A 16,624-nucleotide genomic window follows, 5' to 3' on the forward strand; every position below is an offset into this window, starting at 1 on the left:
AGGCCCAGGATTTCCTCGCGCAGCTTGATCAGCGTGAACGCACCGCCGGCCGTCGGGGCCGCCTGGTTCGAGTAGCTGACCACCGACAGGCCCTTGTACTTGAGCTTGTGGTTCCAGATCAGCTCGTAGGCGTTCTGCGGGATCGGGAACGGGATGCCCTCGGCGCAGTTCTGGATGCCTTCGCCGTTGGCGACCAGCTTGCACTGGGTCGCGTTGCGCTTGGTGAAGTCGTACGTGCGCTGCGGGAACGAGGCGCTGCGGCGGGTCGGGTACACGTCCATGCGGAAGGTCGGGTACTTGGCGAACATCGCCTTCTGGCCCGGCGTCAGGACCTCGCCGTACTGGGCGACGTTGGCGCGGGTGACCGAGTACAGCGCCTTGTCGGCCGCGAACGGATCCGGGTGGAAGGTGCCGACCCGGAAGCCCGCGGGCGGGCGGACGATGCCGCCCTCCCAGGCCGGGATGGTGCCCGCGGCGTTACCCGCTTTCTCGGCGCCAACCGGGGTGAGGCTCTGGCCGAGCTTGGCGGCTTCCTGTGCGCTGACCGCGGCCTGCGCGGCGCCGGTGCCCAGCACGATCGCGCCGACCAGTGCGGTCAACGCGTGCTTCTTGATGATTTTCATCCTCTGCCTCCCTATTGGCGTCAGAACGAATACTTGACGGTGAACGACGCGAAGTCGCGGTCGTGGATCTGGTTGAACTGCTTGGCGCCGCTGAACTGGGTGTAGCTGAGGTCGAACACCAGCTTGTTGAGGTAGTTGGCCTCGACGCCGAGGGTCAGCGACTTGCGGTCCTCGAGGAAGTTGCCGCCCGGTCCCGGGGTGGTGCCGCTGACGTCATGGTTGAACGCGACGCGCGGAGACAGCGTGAGCGGGGTGCCGAAGGCGCTGGCGTAGTCGGCGCGGGCCGCGAGGCGGTAGCCCCACGAGAACGCGGTCGGGAAGCCGCCGGTCAGCGTCTGCGGGTTGCGCAGGCAGCCGGTCAGCAATGCGCCGGGGCCGGGGAAGCCGGCCGCGGAGACGTCGGCGACGTCGCAGCCGCCGCCGGTGTCGGTGCCTTCACCCTCGTAGCGCAGCTCGGACTGGGACGGCAGGTCCCAGACCTCGGTGGCACCGAGTTCGGCGACCACGGCGACCTGGTTGGCGCCCAGCACCTCGGCGAAGGCCTTGGTGAAGGTCATCTGGATCTGGCTGACTTCATGCTCGCGCCAGCCGCGGACTTCCTGGCCCAGGGCGAAGCTGCCCAGCTGGCTGTTGAACCGCAGCGCCGGCGCCGGGATGAACGGGTTCAGCGGGCTGAGCGCAGCGAACAGCAGCTCGACGTCGTCGACCTGCAGCGGGGCGTTCGGGCGGTGGCTGATCTCGCCCTGCCAGGCGACGCCGCCCGGCAGCGTGGTGTTCCAGCTCATGCCGTACAGCTGGATGTCCTCCGGGTACTCGACGAAGAAGCGGCCGCTGGCGGCGCCGACCACCGGGTTGTTGACGGCGCGGCCCGAGAGCAGCGGCACGCGGCTGTGGTAGTTGAGGAAGTAGAAGCCGAACTCGGTCTCGTTCAGCGCCTCGGCGTACCAGCGCAGCGCCATGCCGTACTGGCCGGCGTCATCGGCGGCACGATCCTCGATGCGGCCGACGGCGTTGCCGCAGCCGATGGCGATGATCTGGGCGGCCGTGGCGGCGCCGTAGATCGCGGAGAGGTCGGCGAAGCGGTCGGAAGTGGCGAAGCCGGCCGGGCCGCTGTAGCAGGTGGAGAAGAAGTTCTCGGGGTTGTAGACCGGCTGCGGCGTGGTGCCGAAGCCCAGCATCACGTAGGTGCCGCCCGGGGTGCCGAAGTCGTTGGAGCTGAAGTAGGTGCCGGAGGCGTCGACTTCGATTTCCTCGAACTCGAACATGTACACGGCCTCGAGGGCCACGTTCTCGGAGAGGTTGATCGAGCCCCAGACCATGTCGATCGGCAGGAAGGCTTCCTTCAGCTCGGCACCGGCCACGCGCAGGGCGGACAGGTCGACCGGGTTGATGACGTTGATGCCGTTCTGGATGAAGGTGCCCTCGCCCCAGCTCACCACCTGGCGGCCGACGCGGACGGTGCCGCCGAGCTGGCCTTCCTCGCCGAGCTCGAAGTTCTTGTAGACGAACATGTCCAGCATGCGGAAGCGCTGGCCGATGCGGTCCTGGGCGATCTCGGTGAGGTCGTCGCGGCCTTCGTTCTCGAAGTCGTGGAAGAAGGTGCCGCGGGCGAACGCGCCCCAGTCACGCCAGGTGACGCTGACTTCCGAGGTGATCTTGAGAGCGCTGGAGATGGCGTCGCCCTTGTCGTACTTGAGGTTGCCGTCGTCGCGGTTGGCCGAGAAGCGGCCCGGCGCGGCGATCTGCGAGGGCGCGCCCGGCACGCCGCCGGTCGAGGTGCAGCGGCCCGGGCCGACCGGGATCGCGCCGAGCGGGAAGTTCTGGGCGCAGAGCAGCGGGTTGAACCAGGACTTGGCGATCAGGTTCTCGTCCTGCTCCTCGGTGCGCCAGGAGTAGCCATAGGACACGGTGGTGTCCCAGCTGCCAGAGAGCTCGCCGCGCGAGAACTCGAAGGCTTGGGCGGCCGGGGCAAGCACGAGGCCGAGCGCGACGGCGGCGGCCAGCGGGGCACGAGCGGCCCGCCCGTGGTTTGCATGCAGTTTCTTCATGGGTGGATCCTCGGGTCAGGGCTTGCGTGCGGTAATCGGGGCGCCACCAAAGGCGGTGGCATCAATGGGCGGGTGGAGTAACGCCGCAAAGGAATTGTTCTTCATGACGGTTCTGGCTCCCCCCAGACTCTAGAGCATTTCCTCTAGGCATATTAATTGTTCGTTAGGATTTGGCAATGCTCCCGCGTATGGTGCCGGTCACGCTTCGCGATGCTGCGGCGCAACACGCGCCGGAAAGGCTTCCACGCCGGGCCTGAAGCCGCGCGGCACATGTCCCAGGGAGGCGCGCGCGGGCCCGCCGTCGTAGACCAGGTCCTGGCCGAGCCGGTCCAGGAAGCCCTCGCCCAGCCCCGGCCGGCCGCCCAGCCAGCGCAGGCAGCGCACGCCGAACCGGAACGCCCACCCGGGCACCCGGACCAACCGCGCGCCGGGCGCGCCGGCCGCCAGCGCCCTTGCCGCCATCTGGTCGAAGGGCAGCGCCTCGCCGCCCGGCAGGTCGAAGAAGCCCGGGCGCGGCCGCGGCTCGCGCAGGCAGGCCAGTACCGCCGCCGCGACGTCCTCGACGTGGACCGGCTGGCGCAGCCCGCGCGCGGTGGACGGCAGCGGCAGCACCCGCCAGCGGCGCGCCACGGCCACGAGCCGGCTAAGGTTACGGTCGCGGCCGTTGCCGTAGACCAGGGTCGGGCGCAGCACGGTCAGCGCGATGCCGCGCGCGCCGGCGACGGTGGCCAGCCGGCGCTCGGCCGTGCGCAGCGACATCGCCAGCACGCGCTCGCCGGCGTCGGGCGAGTCACGCTTGCCGTGCACGCTGGTCGAGCCCAGGGCCACGACGCGGGCCGGCGCCAGCGGCGAGCGCTCCAGCCAGTCGGCAAACGCATCCAGCGGCCCCAGGCTGGCGATCGCGCCGATCGCGTCCACGCACTGGAAATCCTCCAGCCCGGCCTGCACCCAGCGCACGCCCCGCCCTGCCGGATGCGGCTGCCTCGACACCGCGATGCAGGGCGGATCGGTCGGCGCCAGCGCCTGCGCGAACGCCGCGCCAACTTGCCCGCTCAGCCCGAACACAAGCCATGCCGCGCCTTCGGAATTCGTCTTCTGGTCCATGCCCCGAGCATAGCGCCGGGGTCACGACACGGGCACGACAAAGGCTTGGGTTAGACTTGGGAGCCGACCGTCGCCCCGCGGGGCGCCGCAACCGACCGCCGCCCGGCGCCGCTGGCCGCCGGGCGCCGACCTGCAAGGAACGCGATGCTCGAGGTACTGCTAGCCATTCCCTTCGTCCTGGCGCTGGCCATCGGCCTGCTGCCGCGCGAACGCCGGCGCACCGCCGCCTGGCTCGCGGGCCTGGCGCCCGCGGCCGGCCTGGTCCTGCTGGCCCTGTTGACGCCTCCCGTGCTGTCCGGCGACGGCGTGCGCAGCCTCACTGAATGGGTGCCGACGCTCGGCTTGGCGGTCTCGCTGCGGCTCGACGGGCTGGCCTGGATGTTCGCCGGCCTGGTGCTGGCGATCGGCGGCCTGATCGTGCTTTACGCCCGGTATTACCTGAGCGAAGAAGACAGCATGCCGCGCTTCTTCTGCTACCTGCTGCTGTTCATGGGCTCGATGCTGGGCCTGGTGGTGGCCGGCAACCTGATCCTGATGGCCGTGTTCTGGGAGCTCACCAGCATCAGCTCCTTCCTGCTGATCGGCTTCTGGAACCACCGCAGCGATGCCCGCGAGGGCGCGCGGATGGCGCTGGCCATCACCGGCACCGGCGGCCTGGCGCTGCTGGGCGGCGTCATCCTGCTGGGCCGCATCGCCGGCAGCTACGAGCTCGACGTGGTGCTGGCCGCGGGTCCGCAGATCCTGGCCAGCCCGTGGTATCCGGCGGCGCTGGGGCTGGTGCTGCTGGCGGTGTTCACCAAGAGCGCGCAGTTCCCGTTCCAGTTCTGGCTGCCGCACGCGATGGCGGCGCCGACGCCGGTGTCGGCCTACCTGCACTCGGCGACGATGGTGAAGGCCGGCGTGTTCCTGCTGGCGCGCCTGCACCCGGCGCTGGCGGGCAGCGACCTGTTCTTCTACGTGGTCAGCGGCATCGGCGCGGTCACGCTGCTGGTGGGCAGCTGGCACGCGATCTTCCAGCACGACGTGAAGGGCCTGCTGGCCTATTCCACCATCTCGCACCTGGGGCTGATCACGCTGCTGTTCGGGCTGTCCACGCCGATGGCGGTGGTGGCCGGCCTGTTCCACATCATCAACCACGCCACCTTCAAGGCCTCGCTGTTCATGGCCGCCGGCATCATCGACCACGAGACCGGCACTCGCGACATGCGCCGGCTGGGCGGGCTGTTCAAGCTGATGCCCTACACCGGCGCGCTGGCGATCATCGCCTCGCTGGCGATGGCGGGCGTGCCGCTGCTCAACGGCTTCCTGTCCAAGGAAATGTTCTTCACCGAGGCGCTGGAGGTCGAGGGCCACCAGTTCATGCGCTGGGCGGTGGCGGTGGCGGCGGTGCTGGCCGGCGCGTTCGGCGTCGCCTACAGCCTGCGCTTCGTGCACGACACCTTCTTCGGCACGGGCCCGGTGCGGATCGAGAAGACCCCGCACGAGCCGCCGCGCTGGATGCGCATTCCGGTGGAAGTGCTGGTGGTGGTCTGCCTGGCGGTCGGCATCGTGCCGGCCCTGACGATCGCGCCGGTGCTGCACGCCGCGGCCACCGGCGTGCTGGGCGACGCCGTGCCGGCCTACAGCCTGGCGATCTGGCACGGCCTGAACGTGCCGCTGATGATGAGCCTGTTCGGCCTGGCCGCCGGCATCGCGCTCTACTTCGGCATCCGCAAGCTGATCGACCTGTACGGCATCAGCTACGACTCGCTGGGGCGGCGCGTATTCGAGTGGAAGTTCGAGCGCGCCACCGGCTGGGCCGCGAAGCTCACCGCCACGCTGGAGAACGGCAGCCTGCAGCGCTACCTCGGCCTGATGGTGCTGGCGGCGCTGGTGATGGGCGCCACGCCGTTCCTGGCGGCGACGCTGGCGCCCGGCGCTTCGCAGCCGATGCCGCCGCTGGGCTGGCTGGTATGGGCGATCGGCGTGGCGGCGACGCTGGCCACGGTCGCGCTGCACCGGCAGCGGCTACTGGCGCTGGTGGTGATGGGCGCGGTGGGCCTGGCGGTCAGCCTGGCCTTCCTGCTGCTGTCGGCGCCGGACCTGGCCCTGACCCAGCTGCTGGTGGAGATGGTGACGATCGCGCTGATGCTGCTGGCGCTGAACTACCTGCCCGAGGAGTCTCCGGTCGAACGCTCGCGCCTGCGCCGGTGGCGCGACGCGGCGATCGCGCTGGCGGCGGGCGGCGGCACCGCGGCCCTGGTGTACGCGGTGATCACGCGCCCGTTCGAAACGGTCTCCTCGGAAATCCTGGCGCTGTCGCTGCCCGAGGGCGGCGGCACCAACGTGGTGAACGTGATCCTGGTCGACTTCCGCGGCTTCGACACGCTCGGCGAGATCACGGTGTTCGGCATCGCCGGCCTGGTGGTGCATGCCCTGCTGCGCCGCGCGCGCCTGCTGCCCGAGCGCGTGGTCGGCGGCACGCCGGACCCCCTGCTGATCCCGAACCTGGTGGCGCGCCTGCTGCTGCCGCTGGCGCTGGCGGTCTCGCTCTATCTCTTCCTGCGCGGCCACAACCTGCCCGGCGGCGGCTTCATCGCCGGCCTGGTGCTGGCGGTGCCGATGCTGCTGCAGTACGTGCTGTCGGGTACCGACTACGTCGAGCAGCGGCTGGGCTTCGACTACCCGCGCGTGATCGGCCTCGGCCTGGCGGTCGCGCTGCTCACCGGGCTGGGCAGCTGGCTGCTCGGCTATCCCTACATGACCAGCCATACCGACTATGTCGCCGTGCCCCTGCTCGGCAAACTCCCCATGGCCAGCGCCATGGCCTTCGACACCGGCGTCTACCTGGTGGTGGCCGCCGGCACCCTGCTGATGCTGGGGATGATGGGCAGCGTCAGCAGCCCGGTCCACGGGAGGCGCCGCTGATGGAACTGGCGCTGTCGAGCTTCATCGGGGTGCTGGTCGCGGGCGGCGTGTACCTGCTGCTGCGCGCGCGCAGCTTCGACGTCATCCTGGGCCTGACCCTGCTGTCCTACGCGGTGAACCTGCTGATCTTCAGCATGGGCCGGCTGGTGGTGGGCAAGCCGCCGATCCTGGCCGAAGGCGTGGCGCCGACCCTGGCCAACCACACCGATCCGCTGCCGCAGGCGCTGGTGCTCACCGCGATCGTGATCGCCTTCGCGATGACGGCGGTGCTGCTGGTGGTGGCGATCCGCAGCCGTGGCGCCAGCCGCACCGACCACGTCGACGGTGACGAGCCGCGGCCGGGGGATCGCCCGTGAGCCCGCACCTGGTGATCGCCCCGGTCCTGCTGCCGCTGCTGGCGGGCCTGTTGCTGCTGGTGCTGGGCACGCGGCGCGTGCGGGTGCAGCGCTGGGTCGGCACGCTGGCCTGCCTGGGCGGCGTTGCCCTCGCCGGCGCCCTGGCGCTGCAGGCCGACGACGGCGGCACCCGCGTCTACCTGGTCGGCAACTGGGCCGCGCACCTGGGCATCGCGCTGGTGGCCGACCGGCTGGCGTCGATCATGCTGCTGGCGACCGCGCTGCTGGCCCTGCCCTGCCTGGTGTTCGCGGCCGGCGGCTGGGACCGCCGCGCACCGCATTTCCACGTGCTGTTCCAGTTCCAGCTGATGGGCCTGAACGGCGCCTTCCTCACCGGCGACCTGTTCAACCTGTTCGTGTTCTTCGAGGTGCTGCTGATCGCGTCCTACGGCCTGCTGCTCAGCGGCGGGCGTGGGCTGCAGCTGCGCAGCGGCCTGCAGTACGTGGCCTTCAACATCACCGCGTCGACGCTCTTCCTGGTGGCGCTGGGCTTCATCTATGGCCTCACCGGTGCGCTGAACATGGCCGAGCTGGCGCATCGCGTCGGCCAGGTGCCGGCGGCCGAGGCGGCGCCACTCAGGGCGGCGGCGGGCCTGCTGCTGGTGGTTTTCTGCGCCAAGGCCGCGCTGCTGCCGCTGTACTTCTGGCTGCCGGAAACCTATGCGCGCAGCCCGGCGGCGGTGGCGGCGATGTTCGCCATCATGACCAAGCTGGGCGTGTATGCGGTGCTTCGCGTGTTCAGCCTGGTGTTCGGCGCCGAGGCCGGCGCGCTGGCCGGGTTGGCCTGGCCGTGGCTGCTGCCGCTGGGCGCGGCGACGCTGGTGCTGGCGACGCTGGGCGCGCTGGCGGCGCCATCGCTGCGGCTGCTGGCCGCTTACCTGGTGCTGGGTTCGGCGGCGACGCTGTTCATCGCGCTCGGGCTGGCGAGCGCCGAGGCGCTGGGCGCGGGCCTCTACTACCTGATGCACAGCACCCTGGTGGGCGGTGCGCTGTTCCTGCTGGCCGACCTGGTGCGCAAGCAGCGCGACAACGCCGGCGACAGCCTGCGCAAATTCGACCGGATGGGACCGAAGGCGCTGCTGGGCGCAATGTTCCTGCTGGCCGCGGTCTCCGTGGCCGGCCTGCCGCCGCTGTCGGGTTTCATCGGCAAGTTCAGCCTGCTGGCGGCGGTGCCGGAGGCGCACGTGGCCTGGCTGTGGCCGGTGCTGCTCATTACGGGCGTGCTGACGCTGCTGGCGCTGGCCAGTGCCGGCAGCCACCTGTTCTGGCGCGAAGGCGGTGAAGTGCCGGCGCCCGGGCGCGTGCCGGCGCTGCGCGGCGTCGAGGTCGGCGCGACCGTGGCACTGCTGGCGCTGGGCGTGATGCTGGCGGTGTTCGGCGGCCCGGCGCTGCGCTATGCGCAGGACGCGGGCGGGCAGCTGATGTCGCCCGCGGGCTACATCGAACAGGTACGCGGGGCGCTGCCGCGCCCGGGGGTGTCGCGATGAAGGCCTGGTTCCCTGCGCCGCTGCTGAGCCTGGCGGTCTTCGTGGTGTGGCTGCTGCTGGCGGCCACGCTGGACCCGGCGCACCTGCTGCTGGCGGCGGTGCTGGCGGTGCTGCTGCCGCTCGCCGCCCAGCGCCTGCGCGGCGAGAGCGCCGGCATCCGGCGCCCGCTGCTGGCGGTGCGGCTGGGGCTGCGGGTGCTAGGCGACATCGTGCTGTCGAACATCGAAGTGGCCCGGCGCATCCTGGGCCGCGAGTCGCGGATCCGCCCGGGCTTCGTGTGGATCCCGCTCGACATCGGCAACCCGCACGGCATCGCCGCGCTGGCCGGCATCATCACCATGACGCCGGGCACGCTGTCGGCCGAGCTGGCGCCCGATGGCCGCCACCTGCTGGTGCATTGCTTCCACCTCGAGGACGCCGCCGCGACGATCGCCCAGATCAAGCAGCGCTACGAGTCCCCGCTCAGGGAGATCTTCCCGTGATCGAAACCTGCCTGGACGTCACGCTGGGGCTGTTCGCCCTGGCGATGCTGATGAACCTGTACCGCCTGCTGCGTGGCCCCACCCTGCCCGACCGCATCCTGGCGCTGGACACGCTGTACGTGAACACGATCGCGGTGCTGGTGCTGCTGGGCCTGCGCCAGGGCAGCACGATCCACTTCGAGGCCGCGGTGGTGATCGCCATGCTCGGTTTCGTGGGCACGGTGGTGCTGTCGAAGTTCGTGATCCGACGGGACATCATCGAATGAGCGCGATCGTCGAATACCTGGTCTGCGCGATGCTGCTGCTAGGCGGCGGCTTCGCCCTGGTCGGCTCCTGGGGCATGGCCAAGCTCGGCGACTTCTACATGCGCCTGCACGGCCCGACCAAGGCCAGCACGCTCGGCGTCGGCGGCGTGCTGCTGGCGGCGATGCTGTGGCAGCTGCTGCTGGGCCAGCCCAGCCTGCGCGAGCTGCTGATCACCCTGTTCCTGTTCATGACCGCGCCCGTCAGCGCCCACCTGATGGCGAAAGCGGCGCTGGCGCTGGATCCCTCGGCGCGGCCCGACCCGCCCGCGCCCCGGGACGGCAAGGCGTGATGCTTCGCCGGCTCGCGCTGCCGGCCGGACCCCTGCTCGCCGTCGCGCTTTATTCCATCGCCAGTGGCCAGGGCAGCCCGCATGCCCTGGCGGTGACGCTCGGCATGACCGGCTGGTGCGCGCTGTGGTGGGTGCTCGAACCCGTGCGCGCGCCGGTGACGGCACTGCTGCCGCTGGCCGTGTTCCCGGTGCTGGGCGTGCTGTCGGCCAAGGAAGTCGCGCAGAGCTATGGCCATGAGCTGATCCTGCTGCTGGGCGGAGGTTTCATGCTGTCGCGCGCGCTCGAGCGCAGCGGCGCCCACCGCCGGCTGGCCTTGGGCATGGTGCGCGCCTTCGGCGGCGGCAGCGGGCGCAGCCTGCTGTACGGCTTCATCGCCGCCTGCGGCCTGGTCAGCATGTGGATCTCGAACACCGCCACCACCCTGGTGATGCTTCCCGTGGCGCTGGCGGTGCTGCACTACTACCCGGACAAACGCCTGCAGGCGCCGCTGATCCTGGCGATCGCCTACTCAGCCAGCATCGGCGGCCTGGGCACGCCGATCGGCTCGCCGCCGAACCTGGTCTTCATGCAGGTCTACGCCGAGGCCACCGGCACTCGCTACGGCTTCATGGACTGGATGGCGATCGGCCTGCCGGTCGTGCTGCTGATGCTGCCGTTGGTGGGCTGGTGGCTGGGGCGCGGCCTGGCCGGCACGCCGGCCGCCGTGCTGCCCGACAGCGGCGCGTGGACGCCGGGCGAGCGGCGGGTGCTGTTGGTGTTCGGGCTCACCGCGCTGGCCTGGGTGTTCCGCACGGAGCCTTTTGGCGGCTGGAGCGGGCTGCTGGCGCTGCCCGGCGCGAACGACGCCGCCGTGGCGCTGCTGGCGGTCGTGCTGATGTGCGTGGTGCCCGACGGCCGCGGCGGCCGCCTGCTCGACTGGGAGACCGCTGAAACGATCCCCTGGGGCGCGCTGGTGCTGTTCGGAGGCGGCATCGCGCTGGCGACCGCATTCCAGTCTTCCGGCCTGAGCGGGGCGCTGGCGGGCCACCTTTCCGGCCTGGGCGCCCTGCCGCTGCCGCTGTTGCTGGTGATCGTGGTGGGGTCGGTGCTGATGATGTCGGAGATCGCCAGCAACACGGCCACGGCGGTACTGATGATGCCGATCCTCGCCGCCACCGGTCTCGCGATCGGCGTGGACCCGGCGCTGCTGATGTTCCCGGCGGTGCTGGCCGCCAGCGGCGCCTTCATGCTACCCGTGGCCACCGCCCCCAACGCGATCGCCTACGGCAGCGGCCTGGTCGACGCCCCCCGCATGTTCCGCGAGGGCGCGATGCTGAACGTCATCGGCCTAGTAGTGATCTGCCTCGTCTGCTGGCTCGCCTTCAGCTGAAACAACCCAAATGAACCAGGTTCATTTGCGTTTGGGGAGGTAGAGGTCGGTGATGCTGCCTTCCTGGATCTCGGCGGCCATGGCGACGGACTCGCTGAGCGTGGGATGCGGGTGGATGGTGTGGCCGATGTCGCTGGCCTCGCAGCCCATCTCGATCGCGAGCGCCAGTTCGGCGATCAGGTCGCCGGCATGCACGCCGACGATGCCGGCGCCGATCACGCGCTCGGTGTGCTCGTCGAAGATGAGCTTGGTGAAGCCCTCGGTGCGGCCGATGCCGACCGCGCGGCCGGACGCGGCCCACGGGAACTTCGCGACGCCGACCGCCAGGCCCTTGGCCTTGGCTTCGGTCTCGGTGACGCCGACCCAGGCGATTTCCGGGTCGGTGTAAGCCACGGACGGAATCACCCGCGCGACCCACTCCTTCTTCGCGCCGCTCGCCACTTCCGCGGCCAGCTTGCCCTCGTGCGTGGCCTTGTGCGCCAGCATCGGCTGGCCCACCAGGTCGCCGATGGCGAAGATATGCGGCACGTTCGTGCGCATCTGCTTGTCCACCGGGATGAAGCCGCGCTCGGTGACCGTGACGCCCGCCTTGTCCGCGTCGAGCTTGCCGCCGTTGGGCGCGCGACCCACCGACACCAGCACGCGGTCGTACTTCGTGCCCGAAGGCACCGACGCGCCTTCGAAGGTCGCGTGCAGTCCGTCCTTCTTCGCGTCGACCTTGGCCACCTTGCAGCCCAGGTGCACGGCCACGCCGCGCTTCCTGAGCAGGTCGGCCAGCGGCTTCACCAGGTCCTTGTCGGCGCCCGGCATCAGCTGGTCCATGAACTCGACCACGGTGACTTCACTGCCCAGCGCCGAATACACGCAGGCCATCTCCAGGCCGATGATGCCGCCGCCGACGACCAGCAGCGTCTTCGGGATGTCGGTGAGCAGCAGCGCATCGGTCGAATCCATCACGCGCGCGTCGTCCCAGGGGAAACCGCCGAGCTTCACCGGCTGCGAGCCGGCGGCGATGACGCACTGCCCGAAGCGCACCAGCTTCACGCCTTCCTGGGTGCGGACCTCCAGTTCGTTGGGCGACACGAAGCGACCCTCGCCGGTCAGCGTGCGCACCTTGCGCTGCTTGGCCATGCCGGCCAGGCCCTTGACCATCTGGCCGACCACCTTGTCCTTGTGGCCGCGCAGCTTGTCGAGATGGATCTTCGGTGCGCCGAACTCGATGCCGAAGTCGGCCGCGTGCCTGGCCTCGACCAGCACCTCGGCCGCATGCAGCAGCGCCTTGGAAGGAATGCAGCCGACGTTGAGGCAAACGCCGCCCAGCGACTCGTAGCGCTCGACCAGCACGGTGTCCATGCCGAGGTCGGCGCTGCGGAAGGCGGCGGTGTAGCCGCCGGGGCCGGCGCCGAGCACCAGCATCTCGCATTCGAGGTCGGCCTTGCGACCGGTGCCGGCCGCGGCGGCGGGCGCGGGCGCGGTCGGCCTGGTCGCGGTGTCGGTGGGTTTGGTGTCGGACGCGGCGGTGGGCTTCGCGGGGGCGGCGACTTCGGCGGACGGCTTCGGGACTGAAGTCCCTCCTACCGGGGGCTCGGCGTCGTCGGCAGCTTCGGCGATGGCGATGACGTCGCCGGCGGAAACGGTGTCGCCGACCTTCACCTTCAGCGCCGTGATCTTGCCGCCCGCGCTCGCCGGCACCTCCATCGTCGCCTTGTCCGACTCCAGCGTGACCAGGCCGTGGTCCTTCGCCACGGTGTCGCCCGGCTGCACCAGCAGCTCGATCACGGGCACGTCCTTGTCGTCGCCGAGGTCCGGCACCTTGAGTTCGAAAGTCTTGGCCATGGGGCTTTCCTAGTGCCGGGCTCAGCCGCGGCGTTTCCAAGTGGTCTGGTAGAGGTCGTGGCGGCGGTCGCGCAGGTTCTGCACGGTGCCGGAGGCGCGGGCCTGCATCAGGTCGTCCAGCCGGAGGTCGGCGAACGCGACCTGTTCGGCATTGGGCGTGGTGTCGGCGGCGATGCCCTCGGGCGCGAACGGGAAGTCGCAGGGCGTGATGATGCAGCTCTGCGCGTACTGGATGTCGAAGTTGTTGACGCCCGGCAGGTTGCCGACGTTGCCGGAGGTGACCACGTAGACCTGGTTCTCGACCGCGCGCGCCTGGCAGCAGTAGCGCACCCGCAGGTGGCCCTGGCGCACGTCGGTGCAGTAGGGCACGAACAGGATCATGGCGCCCTGGTCGACCAGGTGCCGGGCCAGCTCGGGGAATTCGGAGTCGTAGCAGATCATCACGCCGATCGGCCCGCAGTCGGTGGCGATGGCCTCGGCGCTGTCGCCGCCGGCGATCTTCCACCAGTGCACTTCGTTCGGCGTCGGGTGGATCTTCTCGCGCTCGTGCACCGAACCGTCGCGCAGGGCCACGTAGCAGATGTTGTGGATGTCGCCATCGTCCATCTGGGTGGGGTGCGAGCCGCCGATGATGTTGATGTTGTAGGACACCGCCAGCTTGTGCATCAGCTCGCGGTACTGGGTGGTGTACTTGGTCAGCGTGCGGATGGAGTCGGACGGCGACAGCGGCTGGTTCTCGATCGACAGCAGCTGCAGCGTGATCAGCTCGGGGAACACCACGAAATCGCTGCGGTAGTCGGCGGCGATGTCGACGAAGTACTCGATCTGGGTCGCGAACTCCTCGAAGCTCTTGATACGGCGCTGCTGGTACTGCACCGTCGCCACCCGCACCGCGGCCGGCAGGTCGCCCGAGCGCTGCGCGGTGCGGATCGCCGGATGGTCGGAGAAGCTGGGGTTGCGCCAGACCAGGTGCGCGGCGTAGCCCAGCGACTCGTGGTCGGAGGGCAGGTAGTCGGGCAGGACGCCGATCACCTCGAACTGGTTGCTGAGCTGGAAGCTCAGCGTGAGGTCGCGCGCCTTGCCTTCGTTCACCGCCGCGACGTAGGCCTCGGCGCTGCCGTACTGCTTGATGCGCTTGGACAGCCCCGGCAGGCGGCCGCCGAAGACGATGCCCCTCAGGCCCAGCTGCAGGCAGAGGCGCTTGCGCCGGTCGTAAAGGCGGCGGCCGATGCGCAGGCCGCGGCGCGCGGGATCCACGCAGACCTCCATGCCGTACAGCCAGTCGCCGTTGGCGTCGTGGCGGGAGGCATAGCCGCCGCCGGTGATCTCGCGCCAGCCGTGCCGACCCAGCGCCGACTTCTCGTCGATGCGGAAGGTGGCGCAGTAGCCGACGATGACGCCGTCGTACTCGGCGACGTACTGCCCGTCCGGGAACTGCGTGAGCTGGCCACCGACCATCTCCGGCGTGTAGGCCATTCGCTCGCCGTAGCTACGCGACGAGAGCGCGACGATCCCGGGGATGTCGGCGCGAGTGGCCTTGCGGACGAAGAGCTTGGATCGGCTGGCGTCGCTTTGTGGCATCAGGGTTTCCTTGGGCGGGGCGGGGGGCGTGCTGGCGGGCGTCAGGCCTCGGGGTCGGGCTTGGGTGGCGATTCGGCGATCTGGCGCTCGACGTCCTCGGTGGCGTCGTTGCCGCCGGAACGTGGCGCGGGCGCGGCCTCGGGCTTTTCCGGCACCGGACGGCCCAGGGCCGACCAGGCCTCGTGGCCGCTCAGGCCGAACGCGCTGCGCAGGTGCAGGTCGCGCTGCGGGAAGGGAATCTCGAGGCCATGGCGGGCCAGCGCGGATTCAAGCTCCCAATTGTAGGCCGCCTTCACCGCCGACGGGCGTTTGGTGGCCTCGGCGGTCAGCCAGACCACCAGTTGGAACTCGAGGCACGAATCGCCGAAGCCGGCCAGCCACACCTGCGGCCGGCGCGGGCCATCCTGGGCCAGGGTGAAGGGCACCGCGGCCGCCGCTTCCAGCGCCGCCGCCTTCACCTTCTCCTTGTCGCTGCCGTAGGCGACGCCGAAAGGGATGCGCAGGCGCCGCGAAACCTCGCGGTGCGTCCAGTTGACCACCCGGCCGGTGACGAACTCGGAGTTCGGCACCAGGATCTCGATGTTGTCGTTGGTGGTGATGCGGGTGGCGCGGATGTTGATGTCGCTGACTTCGCCGTGCACGCCGGACTCGAGCTCGACGAAGTCACCGACCTTCAGGCTGCGGTCGAACAGCAGGATCAGGCCGGAGATGAAGTTGTTGAAGATCGCCTGCAGGCCGAAGCCCAGGCCCACGCCGATCGCCCCGGCGAACACCGCGAAGCGGCTGGCCGGCAGGCCGATGAATTCGAGCGCCACCAGCAGGCCGATCACCAGCAGCAGGTAGTGGACGATGCGGCCGACGGTGTAGATCGCGGCCTGGCGGTCGCGCGCGCCGTTGCGCCGGGACAGCTGGGCCAGGCCGCGCCGGAAGACCCAGGACAGCAGCCAGGCGACGGCCAGTGCCGCCAGCGCGAGGGCCAGCCCACCGGTCGTCACCACCACGTCGCCCGCCTGGAAAAGCTCCTGGCCCAACCAGCCGCGCGACCGTTCGACGGCGGCGGGTGCGGCGGTGGTGGCGGCGGGCATCACCATCAACGGGCTTAGAGCAGCAGCCGGCGCAGGTCGCCCAGCACTTGGGCCAGGTAGGCCGTGAAGCGCGCGGCGGCGGCGCCGTCGATCACGCGGTGGTCGTAGCTCAGGCTCAGCGGCAGCACCAGGCGCGCGTCGAAGTCCTTGCCGTTCCACACCGGCTTCATCGCGCTGCGCGAGACGCCGAGGATGGCGACTTCCGGCGCATTGATGATCGGCGTGAACGCGGTGCCGCCGATGCCGCCCAGCGAGCTGATCGAGAAACAGCCGCCCTGCATGTCCGCCGAAGTGAGCTTCTTGTCGCGGGCCTTGGCGCTGATCTCGCCAAGCTCCTTCGCGAGCTCCAGCAGCCCCTTGCGGTCCGCGTCGCGGATCACCGGCACCACCAGGCCATCGGGCGTGTCCACCGCGATGCCGATGTGGAAGTACTGCTTGAGCACCAGGCTGTCGCCGTCGAGCGAGGCGTTGAAGTTCGGGAACTTCTTCAGCGCCGCCACCGCGGCCTTGATCAGGAACACCAGCGGCGTGACCTTGGTGTCCTTGTTCTCCTCGCCCAGCTTTTTGCGGAAGGCCTCCATCTCGGTGATGTCGGCGTCGTCGAACTGGGTGACGTGCGGGATCATGGCCCAGTTGCGCGCCAGGTTGGCGCCGCTGAGCTTCTGGATGCGCGAGAGCGGCTTGCTCTCGACCGGGCCGAACTTCGCGAAGTCCACCTTGGGCCACGGGATCAGGTCGAGCCCGCCGCCGCCACCGGCCGCGCGCGGCGCGGCGCCGCCGGCGAGCGCCGACTTCACGAAGGCCTGCACGTCTTCCTTGCTGATGCGGCCAGCGCGGGCGCTGCCCGTCACCTGCGACAGGTCCACGCCGAGTTCGCGCGCGAACAGGCGAACCGCGGGGCTGGCGTGCGGCACCTTGGCCGGCATCAGCGCATCGGCGTCGAAGCTGACCGGCGGGCTGCTGCGCGAGGGTGCGTCGGCCGACGCCGCGCGCGGGGCCTCGGCGGGCCTGCCTGGCGCAGGCGCAGGCGCGGCGGCCTCGGGCGTCGCGGCAGCTTCGGGCTTCGCAGCGGGCTCGGGCTTCGCGACGGCGGCGGGGGACGGGGCAGGCG

Annotated in this window: 14 protein-coding genes; 7 read left to right on the forward strand and 7 right to left on the reverse strand. The window is 70.4% G+C overall.

What is annotated here, in order from left to right:
- The 3 genes from Q0C12_RS11865 to Q0C12_RS11875 all read right to left on the reverse strand — a co-directional run.
- Positions 1–623: DUF1329 domain-containing protein (locus tag Q0C12_RS11865; protein ID WP_290890520.1), on the reverse strand; the 623-nt coding region annotated here is incomplete at its 3' end.
- A gap of 20 nt (positions 624–643) precedes the next feature.
- On the reverse strand, positions 644–2,671 hold the full coding sequence (locus tag Q0C12_RS11870; protein ID WP_290890521.1) for a DUF1302 domain-containing protein: 2,028 nt from the start codon (positions 2,669–2,671) through the stop codon (positions 644–646).
- Positions 2,672–2,869: 198 nt separating this feature from the next.
- The gene (locus tag Q0C12_RS11875; RefSeq protein ID WP_290890522.1) at positions 2,870–3,775 is read right to left on the reverse strand and encodes an NAD-dependent epimerase/dehydratase family protein; all 906 of its coding nucleotides are present in this window, start codon (positions 3,773–3,775) and stop codon (positions 2,870–2,872) included.
- A 144-nt stretch (positions 3,776–3,919) separates the two neighbouring features.
- Here Q0C12_RS11875 and Q0C12_RS11880 point away from each other — a divergent pair, with 144 nt between their 5' ends.
- Genes Q0C12_RS11880 through Q0C12_RS11910 form a run of 7 tightly spaced genes read left to right on the forward strand, consistent with a single transcriptional unit; the run spans position 3,920 to position 11,011 of the window.
- On the forward strand, positions 3,920–6,682 hold the full coding sequence (locus tag Q0C12_RS11880) for a monovalent cation/H+ antiporter subunit A (protein WP_290890523.1): 2,763 nt from the start codon (positions 3,920–3,922) through the stop codon (positions 6,680–6,682).
- Positions 6,682–7,038 (forward strand): Na+/H+ antiporter subunit C, encoded by a 357-nt coding sequence (locus Q0C12_RS11885; protein ID WP_290890524.1) that lies wholly within the window; start codon positions 6,682–6,684, stop codon positions 7,036–7,038. Before Q0C12_RS11880 ends, Q0C12_RS11885 begins: the two co-directional genes overlap by 1 nt.
- Positions 7,035–8,564, forward strand: a complete 1,530-nt coding sequence (locus Q0C12_RS11890; protein ID WP_290890525.1) for a monovalent cation/H+ antiporter subunit D — start codon at positions 7,035–7,037, stop codon at positions 8,562–8,564. The genes Q0C12_RS11885 and Q0C12_RS11890 overlap by 4 nt, the downstream gene beginning before the upstream one ends.
- Positions 8,561–9,046 carry a Na+/H+ antiporter subunit E gene (locus Q0C12_RS11895; protein WP_290890526.1) on the forward strand — a complete coding sequence of 162 codons (486 nt, stop codon included), beginning with the start codon at positions 8,561–8,563 and terminating at the stop codon, positions 9,044–9,046. Before Q0C12_RS11890 ends, Q0C12_RS11895 begins: the two co-directional genes overlap by 4 nt.
- A 44-nt stretch (positions 9,047–9,090) precedes the next feature.
- On the forward strand, positions 9,091–9,312 hold the full coding sequence (locus Q0C12_RS11900; RefSeq protein ID WP_290890533.1) for a K+/H+ antiporter subunit F: 222 nt from the start codon (positions 9,091–9,093) through the stop codon (positions 9,310–9,312).
- The gene (locus Q0C12_RS11905) at positions 9,309–9,641 is read left to right on the forward strand and encodes a Na+/H+ antiporter subunit G (RefSeq protein WP_290890527.1); all 333 of its coding nucleotides are present in this window, start codon (positions 9,309–9,311) and stop codon (positions 9,639–9,641) included. The genes Q0C12_RS11900 and Q0C12_RS11905 overlap by 4 nt, the downstream gene beginning before the upstream one ends.
- Complete coding sequence (locus Q0C12_RS11910; RefSeq protein WP_290890528.1) at positions 9,641–11,011, forward strand: SLC13 family permease; 1,371 nt, start codon at positions 9,641–9,643, stop codon at positions 11,009–11,011. The genes Q0C12_RS11905 and Q0C12_RS11910 overlap by 1 nt, the downstream gene beginning before the upstream one ends.
- 21 nt (positions 11,012–11,032) lie before the next feature.
- Here the strand turns inward: Q0C12_RS11910 and lpdA are convergent, their stop codons facing one another.
- From lpdA to Q0C12_RS11930, 4 genes are all read right to left on the reverse strand, one after another.
- Entirely contained in the window at positions 11,033–12,847 is a 1,815-nt protein-coding gene (lpdA, locus tag Q0C12_RS11915; RefSeq protein ID WP_290890529.1) for a dihydrolipoyl dehydrogenase, read from the reverse strand.
- A gap of 21 nt (positions 12,848–12,868) precedes the next feature.
- Positions 12,869–14,428, reverse strand: coding sequence for a carbon-nitrogen hydrolase family protein (locus Q0C12_RS11920; RefSeq protein ID WP_290890530.1), 1,560 nt, complete (start codon positions 14,426–14,428; stop codon positions 12,869–12,871).
- A 41-nt stretch (positions 14,429–14,469) separates the two neighbouring features.
- Positions 14,470–15,519, reverse strand: a complete 1,050-nt coding sequence (locus Q0C12_RS11925; protein ID WP_290890531.1) for a mechanosensitive ion channel domain-containing protein — start codon at positions 15,517–15,519, stop codon at positions 14,470–14,472.
- 8 nt (positions 15,520–15,527) lie between these two features.
- Positions 15,528–16,624, reverse strand: a 1,097-nt coding sequence (locus tag Q0C12_RS11930) for a 2-oxo acid dehydrogenase subunit E2 (protein WP_290890532.1), incomplete at its 5' end; no start/stop codon positions are given.

The sequence above is a fragment of the Arenimonas sp. genome (genome assembly GCF_022842045.1).
GTDB lineage: Bacteria > Pseudomonadota > Gammaproteobacteria > Xanthomonadales > Xanthomonadaceae > Arenimonas.

Excerpts from the sequence above, each read along its gene's own strand:
- Q0C12_RS11870 (WP_290890521.1), bottom strand. The coding sequence starts at position 2,671 with ATGAAGAAACTGCATGCAAACCACGGGCGGGCCGCTCGTGCCCCGCTG.
- Q0C12_RS11875 (WP_290890522.1), bottom strand. The coding sequence starts at position 3,775 with ATGGACCAGAAGACGAATTCCGAAGGCGCGGCATGGCTTGTGTTCGGG.
- Q0C12_RS11880 (WP_290890523.1), top strand. The coding sequence starts at position 3,920 with ATGCTCGAGGTACTGCTAGCCATTCCCTTCGTCCTGGCGCTGGCCATC.
- Q0C12_RS11885 (WP_290890524.1), top strand. The coding sequence starts at position 6,682 with ATGGAACTGGCGCTGTCGAGCTTCATCGGGGTGCTGGTCGCGGGCGGC.
- Q0C12_RS11895 (WP_290890526.1), top strand. The coding sequence starts at position 8,561 with ATGAAGGCCTGGTTCCCTGCGCCGCTGCTGAGCCTGGCGGTCTTCGTG.
- Q0C12_RS11900 (WP_290890533.1), top strand. The coding sequence starts at position 9,091 with ATGCTGATGAACCTGTACCGCCTGCTGCGTGGCCCCACCCTGCCCGAC.
- Q0C12_RS11905 (WP_290890527.1), top strand. The coding sequence starts at position 9,309 with ATGAGCGCGATCGTCGAATACCTGGTCTGCGCGATGCTGCTGCTAGGC.
- Q0C12_RS11910 (WP_290890528.1), top strand. The coding sequence starts at position 9,641 with ATGCTTCGCCGGCTCGCGCTGCCGGCCGGACCCCTGCTCGCCGTCGCG.
- lpdA (WP_290890529.1), bottom strand. The coding sequence starts at position 12,847 with ATGGCCAAGACTTTCGAACTCAAGGTGCCGGACCTCGGCGACGACAAG.
- Q0C12_RS11920 (WP_290890530.1), bottom strand. The coding sequence starts at position 14,428 with ATGCCACAAAGCGACGCCAGCCGATCCAAGCTCTTCGTCCGCAAGGCC.
- Q0C12_RS11925 (WP_290890531.1), bottom strand. The coding sequence starts at position 15,519 with ATGGTGATGCCCGCCGCCACCACCGCCGCACCCGCCGCCGTCGAACGG.